The sequence below is a fragment of the [Clostridium] saccharolyticum WM1 genome (assembly GCF_000144625.1).
GTDB lineage: Bacteria > Bacillota > Clostridia > Lachnospirales > Lachnospiraceae > Lacrimispora > Lacrimispora saccharolytica.
In genome coordinates this window covers 732920-750851 of sequence record NC_014376.1, presented here as the reverse complement: position 1 = coordinate 750851, position 17932 = coordinate 732920, and the positions used below count along the sequence as shown (strand labels likewise).

15 protein-coding genes are annotated in these 17932 nt (G+C 47.5%); 2 read left to right on the top strand and 13 right to left on the bottom strand.

Going from position 1 to position 17932, the window contains the following annotated elements:
• Positions 1-22: 22 nt before the first annotated feature.
• Positions 23-901 carry a DUF6179 domain-containing protein gene (locus tag CLOSA_RS03490; RefSeq protein ID WP_013271389.1) on the bottom strand — a complete coding sequence of 293 codons (879 nt, stop codon included), beginning with the start codon at positions 899-901 and terminating at the stop codon, positions 23-25.
• On the bottom strand, positions 861-1334 hold the full coding sequence (locus tag CLOSA_RS03485; RefSeq protein WP_013271388.1) for a DUF6323 family protein: 474 nt from the start codon (positions 1332-1334) through the stop codon (positions 861-863). Before CLOSA_RS03485 ends, CLOSA_RS03490 begins: the two co-directional genes overlap by 41 nt.
• 364 nt (positions 1335-1698) lie before the next feature.
• Here CLOSA_RS03485 and CLOSA_RS03475 point away from each other — a divergent pair, with 364 nt between their 5' ends.
• Positions 1699-3117, top strand: coding sequence for an N-acetylmuramoyl-L-alanine amidase family protein (locus CLOSA_RS03475; RefSeq protein ID WP_013271387.1), 1419 nt, complete (start codon positions 1699-1701; stop codon positions 3115-3117).
• 74 nt (positions 3118-3191) lie between these two features.
• On the opposite strand, the gene CLOSA_RS03470 is transcribed toward CLOSA_RS03475, so the two are convergent.
• The 7 genes from CLOSA_RS03470 to CLOSA_RS03440 all read right to left on the bottom strand — a co-directional run bounded on the left by CLOSA_RS03470 (position 3192) and on the right by CLOSA_RS03440 (position 12374).
• On the bottom strand, positions 3192-4523 hold the full coding sequence (locus tag CLOSA_RS03470; protein ID WP_013271386.1) for an efflux RND transporter periplasmic adaptor subunit: 1332 nt from the start codon (positions 4521-4523) through the stop codon (positions 3192-3194).
• A 4-nt stretch (positions 4524-4527) separates the two neighbouring features.
• Complete coding sequence (locus CLOSA_RS03465; RefSeq protein WP_013271385.1) at positions 4528-6873, bottom strand: ABC transporter permease; 2346 nt, start codon at positions 6871-6873, stop codon at positions 4528-4530.
• Complete coding sequence (locus tag CLOSA_RS03460; RefSeq protein WP_013271384.1) at positions 6873-7577, bottom strand: ABC transporter ATP-binding protein; 705 nt, start codon at positions 7575-7577, stop codon at positions 6873-6875. The genes CLOSA_RS03465 and CLOSA_RS03460 overlap by 1 nt, the downstream gene beginning before the upstream one ends.
• A 182-nt stretch (positions 7578-7759) precedes the next feature.
• Positions 7760-10033, bottom strand: a complete 2274-nt coding sequence (locus CLOSA_RS03455) for a xanthine dehydrogenase family protein molybdopterin-binding subunit (protein WP_041708858.1) — start codon at positions 10031-10033, stop codon at positions 7760-7762.
• Between the two features lies 1 nt (position 10034).
• The gene (locus tag CLOSA_RS03450) at positions 10035-10502 is read right to left on the bottom strand and encodes a (2Fe-2S)-binding protein (RefSeq protein WP_013271382.1); all 468 of its coding nucleotides are present in this window, start codon (positions 10500-10502) and stop codon (positions 10035-10037) included.
• Complete coding sequence (locus CLOSA_RS03445; protein WP_013271381.1) at positions 10503-11279, bottom strand: FAD binding domain-containing protein; 777 nt, start codon at positions 11277-11279, stop codon at positions 10503-10505.
• 192 nt (positions 11280-11471) lie between these two features.
• Positions 11472-12374 (bottom strand): SDR family oxidoreductase, encoded by a 903-nt coding sequence (locus CLOSA_RS03440; protein ID WP_013271380.1) that lies wholly within the window; start codon positions 12372-12374, stop codon positions 11472-11474.
• A 174-nt stretch (positions 12375-12548) separates the two neighbouring features.
• Here CLOSA_RS03440 and CLOSA_RS22040 point away from each other — a divergent pair, with 174 nt between their 5' ends.
• Positions 12549-12719 carry a DUF1540 domain-containing protein gene (locus tag CLOSA_RS22040; protein ID WP_013271379.1) on the top strand — a complete coding sequence of 57 codons (171 nt, stop codon included), beginning with the start codon at positions 12549-12551 and terminating at the stop codon, positions 12717-12719.
• A 69-nt stretch (positions 12720-12788) separates the two neighbouring features.
• On the opposite strand, the gene glyA is transcribed toward CLOSA_RS22040, so the two are convergent.
• The 4 genes from glyA to CLOSA_RS03420 all read right to left on the bottom strand — a co-directional run bounded on the left by glyA (position 12789) and on the right by CLOSA_RS03420 (position 17760).
• Entirely contained in the window at positions 12789-14036 is a 1248-nt protein-coding gene (glyA, locus tag CLOSA_RS03435) for a serine hydroxymethyltransferase (RefSeq protein WP_013271378.1), read from the bottom strand.
• A 233-nt stretch (positions 14037-14269) separates the two neighbouring features.
• Entirely contained in the window at positions 14270-15988 is a 1719-nt protein-coding gene (gene recJ / locus CLOSA_RS03430) for a single-stranded-DNA-specific exonuclease RecJ (RefSeq protein ID WP_013271377.1), read from the bottom strand.
• Positions 15948-17018 (bottom strand): MCP four helix bundle domain-containing protein, encoded by a 1071-nt coding sequence (locus tag CLOSA_RS03425; RefSeq protein ID WP_013271376.1) that lies wholly within the window; start codon positions 17016-17018, stop codon positions 15948-15950. The genes recJ and CLOSA_RS03425 overlap by 41 nt, the downstream gene beginning before the upstream one ends.
• Positions 16990-17760, bottom strand: a complete 771-nt coding sequence (locus CLOSA_RS03420; protein ID WP_242647778.1) for a M48 family metallopeptidase — start codon at positions 17758-17760, stop codon at positions 16990-16992. The genes CLOSA_RS03425 and CLOSA_RS03420 overlap by 29 nt, the downstream gene beginning before the upstream one ends.
• Between the last annotated feature and the right edge of the window lie 172 nt (positions 17761-17932).

Sequence of the window (17932 nt, the reverse complement as noted above, 5' to 3'; positions counted from 1 at the left end):
CCCTTCCCTCTCCGTCTGGCATTTATATAGCAAGTATGGAATCCAGGCACCGGTTTTCCAAACCATTTTTCAGCTCTACGCTAATATCACGGAGACAGGACTTTAGATAATTCCCCAATTTTTCTTCTCCTTCATATCCGGACCACATCAGTCCATCAACCAATCCCTTCAGCTTTTGTTCCAAGGAGTCAACGGTATTCTGCCTTACACATTCCATCAGCCGTTCCAGCTCTTCAGATGTATATCCTAGTGCAGTAATCCTTTTACCTGCTATCTGGCAGCCCAGAATATTCCGCAGCACAATGCCTGTCAGGTTGACAATCAGCTCCTCATAATCAGGAGAATAGGCCTTCAGCACATGGAGCACATACTCCTGCGGCAATTTCCCCAAAAAAACCTGCTCCAGACGGATGCATTTGACAAAGACACTGACAGCATCAATTCCACACAGGGAATTCATTGGATACAAAACAGGGTAATCCAGAGTAAGGATGTGATGCTGTGGCTGAAAACGGGGATCATAATACAGAAAAAAGGAAGGAATGCCTTTTACAAACGTATCGTAATAACACCTGTTCCCGTAATATTTAAAATCTGGGATAATTTCGTTGTACAGGATTTGGGTTTCCCTTACTTTCTTAAGGACCTTTTCATAGCCCAGACCGTATACGATTTTGGGATCCGGCAGCCTTTCAGGGGAAAGAAGCATCTGCATTTCCTCCTGTGCTGCTTCATATTCACGGATGCAGTATAAGACAGCTTCCATAAACTGTCTTGCCTTATCATAGGGGATGGAGGTGCTTTCCTTTCCCGTATATTTATCTGCCAGCTCTGCCACTATGGGAATCAATTCCTCCGTTTCAAAACTCATCATCTTCTTCATCTTCTTCATCTTCTTCATATACGTCATCTCCAAATCGGACCCGTCTGGCAAAGGACTCCAGCCCGGTATCCTCCAGATGATCAAGGGATCCCTGGCAGGGTCCGTCAAACTGATTTTTCATGAATTCAATGAGTTCATCATCGGTAATCTCATCCAATGATTCATTTTTATATAAATAAAACATGTCCTGGAGCCTTCCCAGGGTATCCACGTAATTGTCCTGATAAATGTAGGGGGAATCGCAGAATGCAAAAATCAGCTTCGGAAGGATTCCCTCTCCGAATTCCACCCGTTCCTGTTCCTTTAATGCATCCTTTCTCTCTCTCACCAGTAAGGCTGCCTCCTCATCCGTCAAAGCAAGTCCAAACCTTTTCGTATAATCGTTGGCTGCTTTCACCCTGGCAATCTGGAAGCCATCGTTCGCAGTCTGAAGCCATTTCCTGTCATCCATAAAAATCACTCCTTTCTTTTGATAAATAACAAGTCTACTCCTGGCAGGCGGGAAATACAAGACTTGAAAAAAAGTCATTTTTATGGTATGATATATTCAGAAAAGACAGGAAATCCTGTCTTTTTTTTATGCCCTTTGGGGTACGGAAAGCAATGCCTTTCATCCCTTTTTTTCCAGCAGTATACTGAGTTTCCAGAATCCGGTAAGATTACGGTTTTCTTAACTTCTCCGGCGTTTCTTACGCATTCTTACGCCTTTTTTACATCCCTTGACCTTGGACCTGCTCCATGGTTTAAAGTCATTCCATCAGCAAAAAAACGCTGACATTGCAACAAAAAGGGGTTCTTATGAAAGGAGAACAAACATGAGAAAACAGAAACTTAAATGGCTGATTCCCTGCGCCGCAGCTCTATTTACCATAGGTGCATCCATGACCTCCTTTGCTGCACAGGGATGGGCAGAGGAAAATAACACCTGGGTATACCGGGACTCCAACGGAGACCTGGCAACAGAATCCTGGCGCAAGTCCGGTGACAACTGGTTCTATCTGAACGAAGATGGCGAACTGGCTACCAGCAGCTTAATTGAATCCGATGACAATTACTATTATGTAAATTCATCCGGTGCCATGGTTACAAATGAATGGAGGGAAGTCCCTTCCGACCAGGATGAAGAGGATGAACCAGATACATACTGGTACTACTTTGGCAGCAACGGAAAGGCCTTTAAAGCTCCTACCTCTGGCAGGACGTCCTTTAAATCCATAAAAATCGCCAACGGTGAATTCCATAACTATGCCTTTGATACCGAGGGACGGATGCTGTTTGGCTGGGTCAACGAAGAATCCGCACGCCAGACCGGAGACGATGCATGGAAGGACGGAATCTATTACTTGGGAGATTCCTCTGACGGCGCTCAGTCTAATGGCTGGAGATCCATTGAAGTGGAAGACTCTGAAAACGAAAAAGATAACTTTAACGGAGCCTACTGGTTTTATTTCGGCACCAACGGCAAGAAAGTTAAGGATACCACCAAAACTATCAACGGTTTAAAATACCGTTTCAATGAAAATGGTGCTGCTGAATCAGAATGGTATGATATTGCTTCTGCTTCTACCTCAAGTTCCGCAAACCAGTATTATAATCTTCCCGAACAGTGCTGGCTTGCAAAAGGCTGGTTCAAGACCGTTCCTGGAGAAGATGTTGATCAGGAAGCTTATGAAGACGGCACCGAATACTGGTTCTACGCATCCAGCAACGGACAGCTGACAACAAGCCAGATCAAGAGCATTAATGGATTAAGCTATGGGTTCAACGAAAAGGGAGAAATGCTTAAGGGCCTTTATAAGCTGACCTTTGAATCAGGTAAAACCATCGCAACCTACGACGAGATCGAAACAGAAAGCGATTTCCCGGCAGCCGATGATGCAGCAGAGGTTTACTACTTCGGCACATCTCCAAAGGAAGGCGCCATGGCAACCGGCAAGACCAACATTGATATCGACGGAGAGAATTACACCTATAACTTCCGCAAAGCCGGAAGCAACAAGGGTGCCGGCTACAATTCCATCACTGATGACAGCATCTACGTACAGGGCAGACTGATCAAGGCTGACAAAGATGAGAAGTATAAAGTAGTGGAATATAATGGCAAGGAATACTTGGTCGGTACAAGCGGAAAGCTTGCTAAGGGCAAAACAAATATTCAGGATGGCGACGGCAAATACTACAAGACCAACAGCGACGGAACCATCAAGGAATCCGGATACGAAAAGATAAAATAAGCTGATATAAGCTAATATAAATACCATTATAAAGAAGGCAGCACGGAGTACCAGGTGCTGCCTTCTTTTTATATTTATGAACCAGCATATACCTTGGCTCCTTCATAAATCGCTTCCGAATCCACATGATCAATGACCACCTGCCCCTTTGTCAGCCCTTCCTTAATAACCGTCTGGGAGGCGGTTTTATATTCCACCTCTACCGGCAGCTTTTCTGCCTTTCCGTTTTTGATGACAAACACGAAATTACTGTCATCCACCTCAAACACAGCACTTGAAGGAATCACCAGCTTGTTTTCCCCCTGATACAAAGTGAAACGTATGTTAGCTCCATATCCTTCCTTTCCTTCCAGGTCCGGATCCTCATCCATATCCATTTTCACGTGCACCCTGTATTCATCCATTCCCAGGGCGGAAGTTCCTTTGGACGCATAATCATAGACCTGGCTTATGGTGCCTCCATATATTTTATCCTGATTTTTAAGCTGCAGGACTACAGTTACCTTATCACCAGGAGAAAGATAAGGCGCTATGCTGGTGAGCACGTCAGACTCTATCTGGACTTTTCCCCTACCGCTAATGGTCAAAGCAGTTTCTCCTGCCTGAATGTAGGAAATATCCGCAACCGGCAGGGAGGTGATGATCCCATCCCGGTCTGCTGCCACCACACACTTTTTCAATCGGTCCTCCAGTTGCTCCATGGTCGTTTCCTGGGATTTGATCTGGGCCTTTAACTGTTCTTCCACACTTTCATAAAACCTTCCGTTAATGGTGGTTTCATCAATCCCCCCTGCCTTTAAACTCTCTAAAAACCGGCGGCTCTCCTCATAGCGGCCCTTTGCCTGCTCCCATGCCAGTGTAGCATACTCATATGTAGCCCGGTTCTTCTCCCACTCTATTTTGGAAATGCTGCCGGCAGAATACAGGGATTGGGAAGCGTCAGAAAGGGTTTTGGCTGCCTGGTAATCCGCTTCCTTTACAGCCACATCCGCCCTTACTGAATCTAAATACTCCTGAGGCGACGATGCCATCACCTGCCCGATGCGGCTCTGCTCCAACTTGGCTTTATATCCTGCCAGAGTGCTTTCACAAAGGGATTTTTCATGCAGTAAATCCTTATCATCGATGGTAAACAGAACATCTCCTGCCTTTACCCCATCATTTTCCCTGACCAACACCTCTTTTACGGGCCCTGACACATCAGAAACCAGGCGGTATTCCCCTCCTGCCGTAATGGTCCCTTCCTCTGTATAACGGTCTTCAACGGTATCATAAGAGGCTGCTGCGGTTTCCACCGGGGCCCCCCGAAAGCTTTTCAATGCAGTCCTGCCTATGGCCAATGCAAGGAGGATTCCTGCCGCCAGAAAGCATAATATCTTTTTCCTGCCATCCAATCGGATCTTCATAAGCCTACTCCCTTTCCTTTAATATATCTGTGAGTTTTATTTTTCTTACAAACCGCGTCTGGGCCAGCAAGGAGGCCCCTGTCATTGCAAGACAGGTAAGTAATGCGATCCCATAACAGGAGGGCCGTATCGCCAGATCAATGGTATAGGAATCGGAAATGACCAGATGCTCCAGAAGGTATTTCACCCCAATGCTTCCCAACACTCCCAAAACAATCCCCAGGATAAAGTAAACCACCTGTTCAAACAGCAGAATCCTTCCGATCTCCCGATCCGTTCCTCCCATGATGATAAACGTTCCAAGCTCTGAGATCCGTTCCCTGATATTGATCATGGAAATATTATAAATAAGGACCCCTCCTGCCGCTACAGCCATAAAGGAAAACATCTGGACCATTGCCATCATACTGCCCATGATGTCCCGGTAGCCGCCTATGATGCGTCCGGTATCCACCATCCAGGTGACACGGCTTGTTTTTAAAAGCTCTTCCCGGACTTCGTCAAGCTTTCCCTTCTCCACCTTCAACAATATGGTTCCCGCCATTGGGACGGATCCAAAAAAGCGGTAAAATCCCTTTGCCGACATATAGCAGCCGCCGCCCAGGCTCTCTTTTATGACTGCCTTTACCGGAACCTTCACTCCTTCCGCGGTCAGGCCGGGAACCGTTACTTCCATAAGGTCCCCTTCTTTCAAATGAAGCTTTTTTGCGATCCGGCTGTTAATGAGGATCCCATCATCCGGCGGCTCATAAAACCGTTCGTAGAGATCCATGATCCTCCACATGTCAGATCCCTGGTTCAGGCCGTAGACCATGGCAAACTCCGATAGATTTTCATGCTTTAATTCCACTGCCTTCTGGAGAACTGCCTCACTTTTTCTCACTCCCCTTATCCCCTCCCCTGCAGATTCCCCACGGATGGGAGAGACAAAGCGGTCCAGGGAAATCTGGATATCATAGGTTTGCACCTTGCTGAACTGGTCGAAAAACATCTGATCAGCGACTCCTTTAAAGGAGAAAAGTACGGAAGACATGGAAAAAGGGAATGCAATGGCCAAAATGATCAGAAAACCACGGAAAGGGTTTCTCACCACAGAGCGAAGTCCCATTTTCTCCATGGCTCCAAGTCTGGCAGCCCAAAAATGTGGAAGCCTAAAATTTCCTGCAGCTGAAGGAGCTTTTGCCCTCATAGCCTGGGCAGGAGTGATTTTTAAGATACCTCTCACCCCTAAATATACTGCCAGCAGCCCGGTCCCCACTGCAATTCCCATACCGCTTACCCTTGTATTCATATAGCTGTGATAAACCGTGTCCGGTAAGTTAAAAAAATCCACATACATATGAAACATAAACCGGCCAAAGGGAACCGCCAGAATGCTTCCCGCCAGAGCACCGAAAACGCCAACCTCAGCTCCCTGGTAAAGGTAGGCCAAAATCAATTCCCCGTCTCTCATTCCAAAGGATTTCATGGTGCCTATGAGACTCTGATCCCTGTCTATCATCTTCTTTAACACCACATAAAGCATAAACACGGATATGGACATAAAAAGAAAGGGCAGCACTGTTCCCATAGAATACAGCTCATTGATTTCACCCTTTACCATTTGATAGCTGGCCTGGTTTTCCCTGGAAGTCAGAGAGATCAGGCCATATCCGGAAAGACGGTCCATGAGCTGGTAGCGCACGTCTTCGTAGGTGTATCCTTTTGCCAGCCGGAATCCCAGCTCATTCATGGAATCCTTTTTCCCTGTCAATTCCTCCATCCTGCTTTTTTCCAGGCAGGCAATGTCATAAATCTCCCCATCAGGTATCATGGCTCCTCCCGGAGGAATGGCATATATGTATTCCGGGCCGTAACAGGTCCCGGCCAGTTCACATTTAACGCTTTTCCCATTGATCATAAGGGTGAGAGACGTCCCGTTTTCGTATCCATAGATTCCAGCCATCCGGTTCCCCAGAAAAATGCGGTCCTTACCCGTCCCACTCCCTTTGACCATCAGCTTATTTAACGGACCGGAGGGATCGTAAGAAAGCAGATGCACCGTGACGATTTCTGTCTGGGAGGGGGCAAACAGTCTTACATCAACAGCCATTTTCCCGGAAGCCTCTTCGATCCCCGGAATCTCCTTTAACCGCTCCAAGTCCACCTCCGATATTCCTGAAACCTGGGCAAACACATCCGCCATGGCACTTGCGTCATAGTAACGCTGTACCTGATCCCCTAAGTTTTTTAAGGTATCCATCATGGCAACATAAACAAAGATACCGATGGCAATGATGAAAACCGCCCCCAAAAAAGACCCTGGATTTTGTCTGGCGCACCGGACCACATTCTTTCGGAAGCTTTTCACTACCAGACCACCTCCTCCGGCTTTATGGGCCGTTCATTGACACGGACCCTTTCCAGACAGCCATCCTTAAAGTATAAAACCCGGTCTGCGATTTCTGCAATGTTCTCATTATGGGTAATAAGAATCACGGTCTTTTCATACTGCCTGTTAAAATCAGACAGCAGCTTTAGAATCTGGCTTCCGGTACCGCTGTCCAAGGCTCCCGTAGGTTCGTCGCAGAGAAGGATATCTGGATTCTTGCATAAGGCCCTGGCAATGGCCACTCTCTGCTGCTGCCCTCCCGAAAGCCTGCTTGGAAAATGGCCGGCCCTGTCTGAAAGCCCTACCTGCAAAAGCAGTGTCTCCGGATCCAGAGGGTCCCTGGACAGCTCCGCAGCCAACTGTACATTTTCCAGGGCCGTCAGCCCCGGCATAAGATTATAAAACTGGAAGATGAACCCGGCATGAGCCCGGCGGTAGGCCGTAAGGCTCTTTAAATCTCCCCAGGAAAGAGGCGTGCCGTCATAATAAACAGTTCCCCCGGTAACCGTTTCAATTCCTCCCAATATATTTAAAAGGGTGCTTTTCCCAGACCCGCTAGGCCCCAGGATCACAATAAATTCCCCCCGGTTGATCTCAAAGGACACATTCCTTAAAGCCTGTACCTTGACCTCCCCCGCATCATAATCCTTGCAGACGTCCTCTGCCCGTATCAAAACTCCCATAACCCCTTCCCTCCCTTCTTTTTCCCAATGATACATCCATGTTATTATCAATACGATCCCACGTCAATAGAGAGTTTTGATAGTTTTTATCAAAAAAAGGAAAGTGCCGGACTCAAAACGTCCGGTACTTTCCCTTTATTCTTTCACACGCCCCGGGAAAAACCCAACCCATAGGCTTCTGATTATTCCTTCATTCCCCAGTATACCTTTTCTGCTGTCACAGGCAGCTCCCTGATTCTTACACCTACCGCATTGGCCACTGCATCTGCAATGGCGGGAGAAGGGGTATTGATCACGATTTCACCAATGGATTTTGCCCCAAATGGCCCTGTAGGCTCATAGCTGCTTTCAAATTCCACCCGGATATCTCCCACATCCTGTCTGCTGGGAATCTTGTACTGCATAAAGGAATTCTGAAGCAACTGCCCCTTGGCGGAATAAGAGACCTCTTCATACATGGCCATGCCAATGCCCTGGGCGATTCCGCCTTCGGTCTGAATCCTGGCCAGATTAGGATTAATGGTGGTCCCGCAGTCCACCACAGCTACGTAATCCAAAAGTTCTACCTCACCGGTCTCTTGATCCACTTCAACCTCAGCCATGCCAACCATAAAAGGTGGAGGTGAAACCGGAGAGGTATGGCAGGCACCGGCAGAGAGCATGTCTTCATTAAAACACATGATCCTGTTTCCGATATCCTTTAAAGATATTTCCAGCTTACCCGCCTGCTGGTATACCCTCTTACCATCAAACTCCAGGGAATCCTCCGGACAGTCAAGGTATTGTGCTCCTTTTCTTATGATTTTTTCCCGCATCTCACCGCAGGCCTTTACCACGGCCATTCCCGTGAGATACATGGTACTGGAAGCATATGAACCGGAATCATAGGGGGAAATATCCGTATCCGTCCCATGGACCACGATCTCATCAAAATCACATTCCAGGCAGTCGGCCGCTACCTGGGCAAGTGTTGTGTCACATCCTGTTCCCATATCGGAAGCGCCGATTAAAAGGGTATAGAAGCCGTCATCATTGAGGCGCAGTTCCACAGAAGCGACATCCACTCCGGAAATCGCGGAACCCTGCATGGCCATGGCAACCCCTACGCCCCGTACCTTCCCATTCCCCATATCGATTCCCGGATATTTCTCATCCCAGCGGATCATCTCCTTTGCCCGGGCCATACAACGGTCCAGGGCACAGCTTCTTACCGTCTCCCCATAGTAGGCAGGCATAACATCTCCTTCCTTAACCATGTTCTGTTCCCTAAATTTTACGGAATCCATTCCCATCTTCTTTGCCAGTTCATTGACCGCTGATTCCACAGCAAAGATTCCCTGAGTGGCCCCGTACCCCCGGTATGCGCCGGAAGACATACGGTTGGTATAAACCACGTCATATGCAAAGCGAAAGGCCTTTGGCGTCCGGTAAAGGGGGATGGTCTTATGACCGGATAATCCTACTGTGGTAGGGCCGTGTTCCCCGTATGCCCCTGTATTTGACAGGGTATACACATCGATGGCCTGTAAGATTCCCGCCTTATCTGCCCCTGCCCGTACATGGATTTCCATCTCATGACGGGGAGAAGAGGCGATCTGTGATTCATACCGGCTGTAGATCATTTCAGCCGGCCTGCCGGTCTTCATGGTCACAATGGCCGGATAAACCTCAGCCACCACTGTCTGCTTTGCACCGAAGCCTCCACCAATCCGGGGCTTGATGATGCGGATCCGGGATTTTGGAACATCCAGAGCATGAGCCAGAATCCTTCTCACATGAAAGGGGACCTGTGTGGAGGCTACCATATTCAAACGCCCGTAGGCATCCAGATAGGAATAGGCACGGAAGGTTTCCATCATTGCCTGCTGATTGGCCTTTGTATGGTAAACCTGTTCCACCACATAATCGCACTGTTTTAAAACTTCATCCACATCCCCATGGGCTTCCTCACCGGAAGCGCACAAGTTTCTTTTGTTGTCCGCACCTACGGGACAGAGACTTTTCCAGTCCTCCTCCGGATGGATAAGTACCGGATGGTCCTTTGCCTGCTTAAAATCCAGCACCGGTTCCAAAACCTCATACTCCACCGTAAGGAGCCGCATGGCATGGTCCACCGCCTCTTCTGTCTCACCGGCTACAATGGCAGCCGCATCTCCAACAAAGCGCATCCGCTGATCCAGGATCAGCCTGTCATAGGGGCTTGGCTCCGGATAAGACTGGCCAGCCATGGTAAAGCGTTTCTGAGGCACATCCTGGTAGGTCAGGATACAGGCAATCCCAGCCACTTTCTCTGCCTTTTCCTTATGGATTTCCTTGATCAGTGCGTGGGCGTGGGGGCTTCTGAGCACTTTTACGATAAGACAATCCGCGGGAGCCAGGTCATCGGTATACACAGGCTTTCCTGTCACCAGAGCCATGGAATCCTTTTTTATCACAGAAGTATTGACCATACGCATTTTATAATTCATCCCTTTTCCCCCCTCTGCTTAAATAGTTCTTCACCGCACGAAGCTGTCCCATATAACCGCTGCACCGGCATAAATTTCCTGCCAGATACTCTTTGATTCCCTGGTCATTAAGAGCCGTTTCTTCCTTTTCCATTGCAAGCACATTCAAAATAAGACCTGGACTGCAAAAACCGCACTGCTCCGCTCCTTCGGCGGCCAGATATGCACCGAATTCCTTTGCTTCCTGCTCCACTCCTTCTAAGGTTACCACTTCGCAGCCATTGGCCCTTGCCGCCAGAAAGGAACAGGTAAGCCTTGATTTTCCATTGACAAGCACCGTACAAAGTCCGCAGTTTTCCGTTTCACAGCCGCATTTTACGCTGTAGCAGCCCTTTCTTCGAAGAAGCTGGAATAAGGTGGTGTCATCTGTGATCACCTCATAGGTCAGTTTTCCATTCAGTGTGAATTCTATTTCCATTTACCGTTCCTCCTGATCCAGCCCTTCCATAAGCCGTCTGATATATATTTCAGCCAAATGCTTCCGGTACGCTCCGCTTCCTCTCATATTGGAACCATAGCAAAAGCCGTCGGATGCCCTTTTTGCAAGCTCTTCCCATTGGCAATCCTGGGTTTCATCAAGAACCACCAGTTCTGCCCTTCCTGGCCTGGCTCCTACTGAAACATAGAAGTTTCCTTCTTTCCTGGCCACACAGCAGGCAATCACGGGAAAATCTGTCTTTGTCATACGCTGGGATCCGTAGGCCGCCCTTCTTCCATCCTTTTTAATATGAATTCGCACCAGGATATCCCTGTCACCCTTCATCCGGCAGAATTCTTTTAAGGGAACCAGGCCTCCCCGGTATAGTTCCACATCGGTATCAAGGGCCAGCAGACAAGTGATTATATCAGAAAATCCGAACCGGCCGTATACACTTCCTCCTACAGTGGCTCCGTTGCGGAACTGAACTCCCACAATGGAACGGGTGCATTCCTTGAAAATACCGTTAAAGCATTTGTTCAGTCCTTCATGAATTTCCATCTGGCGCAGCGTGCACATGGCTCCGATGGAAAATTCCTCTTCCGTTTCCTCAATCCCATGAAGTCCCAGGCCGGATAAATCCACAAGCGTCATCTTCACCCGGTTCTGTACCTTCAGCCACATCATGCCTCCGCCTATGACGCTGCTCTTTTTCTGATTCAGCACATAGGCTTCCTCCAGGCTTTCCGCTTTTACATAATTTTTAAATCGAATCATTAGAATTGTCCTCCTGACTCTCAAGCCTTCCCTTTTTGTCTTCCTACCGGTTTTCCCTTATCTATCAGTAAAACATTGATTAATTTATTATCAAAACTTATAAATACCATGTTATATATTAGAAAACCGGAAAGAGTATATCATACTCCTTCCGGTTTTGACAATGGTTTTCCAGGTTTTTTATTAATTTCGTCAATATTCGACAATGGATTCTCCGATTAATGCCTGGACATATTCCGGGCTGGAATTCAGGCATTTCAAAAATCCGGCTGCTGTTTCAGAAAAATCAATCCCATGGGCTTTCAGTTTTCCTATGTCCATGGTCAGGTTCCTTGGGTTGTCCTTGTCTCCCGTTTCATCGGGAATCACAAATTTCCCTCTGTTTCCGGCTTTATCAAGCATATGAAAGACACGGCTTCCTATTTCATAAGCGGAAAGGGTACTTTCGCTGCCAAAATTATAGATTCCGCCGGGCAGGTTCATGGCTGGCTCCAAGTTTGCCACTACCTCCTGCGCCCAGGTAATTCCCCGGTAATCGTAAATGGAAAGCCGGATAGGGCTGTTCTGCACCATGGATCTTAATAAGTTTGTCAGAAGATTGGAGCTGCTTTTTAAGCCCCTTACCGGAAAATCATACATCCAGGTAAGACGGAGGCAGATTCCGTCAGGCAGAATATGAAGGATTTCATCCTCGGCCTGCTTCTTATGGGCTCCGTAAACATTGATAAGAGGAACTTCATCGGATTCCTTATTCGGACCTTTTTTCCTGCTGCCCCCATAAATCTGGTCAGAACTCATAAAAAGCATGGTGCTGCCAGTCTCCCGGCATGCTTTGGCTATGTTCACAGCTCCCTTTCGGTTCACAGCCTCTGAAAGCTCCGGTTTCTCCTTACATACCCCGGTGTTGGATACAGCGGCGCAGTGGATTACCACATCAGGATTTTTGTTCTTTATATATTCAGACACCGCTGCTTCCTCTGTAATATCCAGATCCCTATGGCCCACCGGGACTACATCATAGTTTTTTTCGTAATATGCGGCAATTCTCCCACCAAGGAAACCCTGGGATCCTGTAACCATTAATTTTTTCTTCATCCGTATCCCCTCCTGTTTTTTAACAGTATATCACATTCCCTTCCCGGGTCCAATCACCAGTATGGCCTCTTACCATTCAAACACCCTATTTTTTTGAAGAAAAAATTGCCATCATATTTCAGCTGATTCCGTTCACAATAATAGATGTAATAATCAATCAAGGAGGGCTAACCCATGCTAGTAAACGGAAAAAACGAATGTATCCAATGCTCCATCGACAACTGCGCTTATCATGCAAAAAGTGAAGATTATTGCACCCTGGAGAAAATAAAGGTAGGAACTCATGAGAAGAATCCTACGAAAAAAGAGTGTACTGACTGCGAATCTTTCAAAAACCAGGCATAAGCTGTCAACTTTAATTTCCTCCTAAAAAATACTGCGTGACTTATTAGTCACGCAGTATTTAATATTCCTCTATTCATACAGCGGATATTTTTCGCAGATCTTTGTCACTTCGCCTCTGATGTAATCAGCTTTGCTTTCAAAATCCGTAGCAGCCAGCCAGATGCACTGGGCGATCTTTTCCATATCCTCTTCCTTTAAGCCTCTTGAGGTAACAGCCGGAGTTCCCACACGGACACCAGAGGTCACAAAGGGACTTCTTGGGTCATTTGGCACTGCATTTTTGTTCAGAGTGAGATAAACTTCATCACAGCGGTTCTGCAGTTCCTTTCCTGTAACCTCCATTCCTCTTAAATCAATCAGCATCAAATGGTTATCCGTACCGCCTGTCAGGATGTTGAATCCCTGCCTGATCAGTGCGGCAGCCAGTGCCTTTGCATTTTTCACCACCTGTTCCTGATAGGCCTTAAACTCAGGCTTTAAGGCTTCCCCAAAACAAACGGCCTTACCAGCGATCACATGCTCCAAAGGACCTCCCTGGGTTCCTGGGAAAATAGCTTTATTGAAATTAAATTTGTCCGCAGCTTCCTGATTTGCCAAAATCATTCCGCCTCTCGGTCCACGAAGAGTTTTATGAGTGGTGGTGGTTACCACATCTGCATAGGGAATCGGGCTTTCATGAACTCCTGCAGCAACAAGACCTGCAATATGAGCCATATCCACCATCAAATAAGCCCCAGCCTTATCAGCTGCTTCCCGGAACCTCTTAAAGTCAATAGCCCTTCCGTATGCGCTGGCTCCGGCAACAATTAGCTTCGGCTTATGCAAAAGCGCCAGCCGTTCCATCTCATCATAATCAAGAAAGCCCTCATCGTTGACACCGTAAGGAACGATATGAAAATACAAACCGGAAAAGTTAACGGGACTTCCATGGGTTAAGTGGCCGCCATGGTTTAAATTCATCCCCATAACCGTATCTCCCGGCTGAAGCATGGCAAGAAACACTGCCATATTGGCCTGGGCACCGGAATGAGGCTGAACATTGACATAATCGCAGCCAAATATCTTTTTTCCCCGCTCTATGGCAATGGTCTCAACAATGTCCACATCCTCGCAGCCACCGTAATAACGCTTTCCCGGATAACCCTCTGCATACTTATTGGTAAGTACCGTTCCCATAGCCATCATGACCGGTTCTGAAACAATATTTTCTGATGCGATTAATTCCAGATTTCTCCTCTGTCTTGCGCACTCTTTTTCGATGGCTTCTCCCACTTCCTTATCATAGCCGGTGATAAATTTCATAACCTGATTTACCATGTGCAGTCCCTCACTTTTCCTTTTGAATTTTACCATATTACCATTGTGGTAGATTATAAGACATTTTTCCTTACAATGTCAAGGCTTTCTCCTCTTCCTCTTTGGCTCTTGACATTTGCTGAACATGCCTATTGCTCCACCTTTATGAAGCATTTCCCCATACTGGCTTCCCATTCCGCCTTATCCAATGGCAACCGCCCTGATTTCTTTTATCTGTCTGGCCCCTTTCTCTGTCATATGCACCTTGGAATCTTGTAATTTCTTATAATTACCTGCAGCGTTTTATTACCATTGTATTCATTTACGGAAGGATAATAAATCACATCCAGGATCCGGCTGTCTCCCAGCTCTTTCAGAAAAGAATCCCCGTCACCAAACAGCATGGCATCCATTGGGGTTCCCTGATCCGTGGCCAGAGAAAATTTTACGGCATTCCTGTTTTTTCCTAAAACACGGACGCTTCGGATATGAAGACCTTTTTGGGCAAACAAAGGCTTTTCATTTCCCTGGCCAAATGGCTCCAACAGCTCCAATTCCTGAATCAAAGGCTCGTTTATGTACTCTAAGGGCATGGGAACATCGATCCACACCTTTCGAATGAAATCCTCCTCCGTAAGCCTTGCCTGTTCATTGAGACATTTCCGGAATTCATCCACATGATCCTTAAGGAGGGATAAACCGGCTGCCATGGGATGGCCCCCGAATTTTAACAGCAGATCCTTTACTCTTACCAGGGCATCAAACATGTGGTAGGCTTCAATGGAACGGCCGGAACCTTTGACACATTCCTCTCCATCGGTTAAAACAAAGGCAGGCTTCTGATAATATTCCCGCAGCCGTCCGGCTATGATACCTGCCAGTGATTCATGGCAGTCCGGCAGATAAACCACCAGAACCTTATCCCCGCGATACAGGGCTTCCACCTGCTCTACCGCCTCACTTGTCCCCTGCTTTGTCATGTCCTTGCGCCGGTCATTCAGCTCCTTTAATTCCCGGGCCATTTGATCCGCTTCCTCTTCGTTCCGGCTAAGAAGCAGGGATAAGGCCAGCTTGGCTGTCTGAAGGCGCCCGCCCGCATTTAAACAGGGACCGATGACAAATCCGATCTGATAAGCGGTTATCTGTTCCTTATCCAGATCATTCCTCTCAATAAGCTTTAACAGACCCAGACTCTTTGTCCGCCCCATCCGTTTCAGCCCTTCCTTTACGATGATCCGGTTCTCATCCTGAAGCTTCATCACGTCGCCTACTGTTGCTATGGCAGCGAATTCCACCATTTCCAGCCACTTCTCCATAGGTACATGAAAGGCTTCATAAAGAGCCTGGACCAGCTTATAAGCCACCATTCCCCCGCAGATATCCGGAAAGGGATAGGTACAATCCTCCTGTTTCGGATTCACCACTGCATCCGCCGGAGGCAGGATCTCCCTGCCGTTCTCCTTCATGATATCATGGTGGTCCGTAATTAATACCGTAAGACCCAGCTCCTTTGCCAGCCTGATCTGTTCCACCGCGGCGATCCCGTTGTCACAGGTGAGTATGGTATCTATGCCGTCTCCGGCAGCTGCCCTGATAATGGATTCATTGATCCCATATCCATCCTTTAACCGGTCCGGGATCTCATAATCCACCACAGCTCCCACCTTAGTCAGCGCCTGATACAAAAGGTAGGTGGAGCAAACACCGTCAATGTCGTAATCCCCAACGATCCGTATGGGCTTTAACTGCTCCGTCTTCTCCTTCAGAATCCCTACGGTCCTGTCCATATCCTTTAAAAGATGAGGGCTGTACAGGTCTTTTAACTCTCCCCATAAATATTTTCTCACAGCTTCCCTGCCCATCACATCCCGGTTTCTTATGATTCTTGCAGTCACCGGTGAGATGTGGTGGCATCTGGCCATTTCCTCAAAATCAGCCCTTTTTGTCTGAAGCATCCATTTTTCTTCTGCCATGTTTCGTTATCTCCCTGCATACAGCCTTGCCGGAAAGCTGTTCTTTTACATTTTCTTCCGTATCGGCTGACTCTCCTCTTTCCTTGCGCTTTTTTGCTGCATCCAGCCGGCTCATTAAGCTGGTTATGGAGTAGAGGATAGGAGCAAAATCTCCCCGGTATGCATGCTCACAGGTGGATTTTACTCCAAAATTTTCACTTCCGATCTCCCTGAATAAATATTTTTCATCATCAATGATGTACTTTAACCGCTTAATAAGCTGGTTGACAGAATTGGTCAGGATCCCGATCTCGTCTTCGGAGCGGTAGGGAAGGTATACCTCCAGATCTCCGTTGGCAACTCTCCTGGTTCCTTCTACAAGGGCCTTTACTGGCTTGTCAATAGCAATAACAAGATAAATGACCAAAAGAGAAATTACTCCGCTGATCAGGCAGATGGTTATGATCTTCACTTTTGCGAGCTGCTGGTAGAGCCTGTCGCCATGAATGCTGGCCGCTTCAGCTCCCTTGCGGTTAAAATCCACCACCTTTAAAAGCCCGTTGCTGGCATCATCGAATAATTGCCTGGACTCTCCTATGATCATATCAAAAGCTTCCTGGGTACGGTTTTCACGGCTTACGGCAAGTAAACTGTCACTGTAATCCAGGTATTTACTCCATTCCTCTTCCGCTGCCTCCATCAGCTTCCGGTCTGATTCATTGGTGATATAAAGCTCATAATCCTTAAATCCCTGGGCAATGTCTTGCTGGATCTGGTCCATTTCCCCTTCCAGGCGGTCCCTGTCCCTGTCATTGTCGGTGATGACATGGTTATATTCCTTAATGCGGTAATCGGATGTTCTGGTATTCAGCTCTTCAGCAATGATGATGGCAGGCACCCAGGACTGGGAGATTTCCGTACTGGCTTCATTGATCTGCCTGGCGGTTAACACAGATTCCGTCCCCATGAAAACCAATCCCATAATACTGAATCCCCCTAAAAACAGGAGCTTTGTTTTAATATTAATATTTCTGATAGACTTCAGCTTCATAGCCCTTTAATTCTCTCCTTCTCAACCGGTAATCCGGTAATTCTCTCTCTACAACCTCCCAAAATGCATGGGAATGGTTCATATGAATGCGGTGTGCCAGTTCATGGACCACCACGTAATCGGCCAGCTCCTCGGGAAGCAGCACAAGCCTCCAGTTGAAATTTAAATTTCCTCTGGAACTGCAGCTTCCCCATCTGGTCGCCTGATTCCGAATGGCTATTCTCCCATAGTCCACCTTCATAACAGCAGACCACCTGGCTGTTTTTTCCGCCAGATACCGTCTGGCCTCCTGTTTGTACCATAGCTTCACCGCCTCTTCCAGGGCCTCTTCCCGCTCTTTCTCCTCATAGGGTCCCCCGGGGCAGGATACCACCAATCGCTCCTTTGTAGCCTGTACACAGAACGACTTTTTCTTATGATCAGGGTTTACCACAAGGACCCGGTGGTGTCCGTAAAGAAGCAGGGAAGCCCCATCTGCCCAATGGAAGGATTCCTGCTGTTCCCTTGGGGTCCTGACCCTTGCCAACTGGGCAAATACCCAGTCTCTGTTCTTCTGCACCAGCTCATGCCCGGTCCTGAAGGCAAGGCGATTAGGAATCCGGACGAAAACCTCTCCCGTTTTTGTTACCTGCAGAGCCAGGGTGCGCCTGTCCGATTGAATGATCCGGTAATAGCATGTGCTTCCATCGTCAAAGGAAACCATGCCTCTTTCCTTTCTGCTGTCATGTATACCCGCTACCATAAATCTGATTTCAACCTTTTTCCTTTATCTTCTATTCTGACATATCTTAAACCCGTATCCCCCATTATAGCGAATAAATGCAAAAGAAACAATACATATCTTCATAGCCTGAAACGGAAAATAAGAGAACCCGGCAGGTCCCCTTATTGCGGTCTTCCTTTGCCCCTCCCCT

Bases quoted from the DNA above. Each gene is read 5' to 3' on its own strand.
- CLOSA_RS03490 (WP_013271389.1), bottom strand. From the start codon at position 901: ATGAAGAAGATGAAGAAGATGAAGAAGATGATGAGTTTTGAAACGGAG.
- CLOSA_RS22040 (WP_013271379.1), top strand. From the start codon at position 12,549: ATGCTAGTAAACGGAAAAAACGAATGTATCCAATGCTCCATCGACAAC.
- CLOSA_RS03445 (WP_013271381.1), bottom strand. From the start codon at position 11,279: ATGATTCGATTTAAAAATTATGTAAAAGCGGAAAGCCTGGAGGAAGCC.
- CLOSA_RS03450 (WP_013271382.1), bottom strand. From the start codon at position 10,502: ATGGAAATAGAATTCACACTGAATGGAAAACTGACCTATGAGGTGATC.
- recJ (WP_013271377.1), bottom strand. From the start codon at position 15,988: ATGGCAGAAGAAAAATGGATGCTTCAGACAAAAAGGGCTGATTTTGAG.
- CLOSA_RS03425 (WP_013271376.1), bottom strand. From the start codon at position 17,018: ATGAAGCTGAAGTCTATCAGAAATATTAATATTAAAACAAAGCTCCTG.
- CLOSA_RS03485 (WP_013271388.1), bottom strand. From the start codon at position 1,334: ATGGATGACAGGAAATGGCTTCAGACTGCGAACGATGGCTTCCAGATT.
- CLOSA_RS03460 (WP_013271384.1), bottom strand. From the start codon at position 7,577: ATGGGAGTTTTGATACGGGCAGAGGACGTCTGCAAGGATTATGATGCG.
- glyA (WP_013271378.1), bottom strand. From the start codon at position 14,036: ATGGTAAATCAGGTTATGAAATTTATCACCGGCTATGATAAGGAAGTG.
- CLOSA_RS03470 (WP_013271386.1), bottom strand. From the start codon at position 4,523: ATGAAGATCCGATTGGATGGCAGGAAAAAGATATTATGCTTTCTGGCG.
- CLOSA_RS03475 (WP_013271387.1), top strand. From the start codon at position 1,699: ATGAGAAAACAGAAACTTAAATGGCTGATTCCCTGCGCCGCAGCTCTA.
- CLOSA_RS03420 (WP_242647778.1), bottom strand. From the start codon at position 17,760: ATGGTAGCGGGTATACATGACAGCAGAAAGGAAAGAGGCATGGTTTCC.
- CLOSA_RS03440 (WP_013271380.1), bottom strand. From the start codon at position 12,374: ATGAAGAAAAAATTAATGGTTACAGGATCCCAGGGTTTCCTTGGTGGG.
- CLOSA_RS03455 (WP_041708858.1), bottom strand. From the start codon at position 10,033: ATGCGTATGGTCAATACTTCTGTGATAAAAAAGGATTCCATGGCTCTG.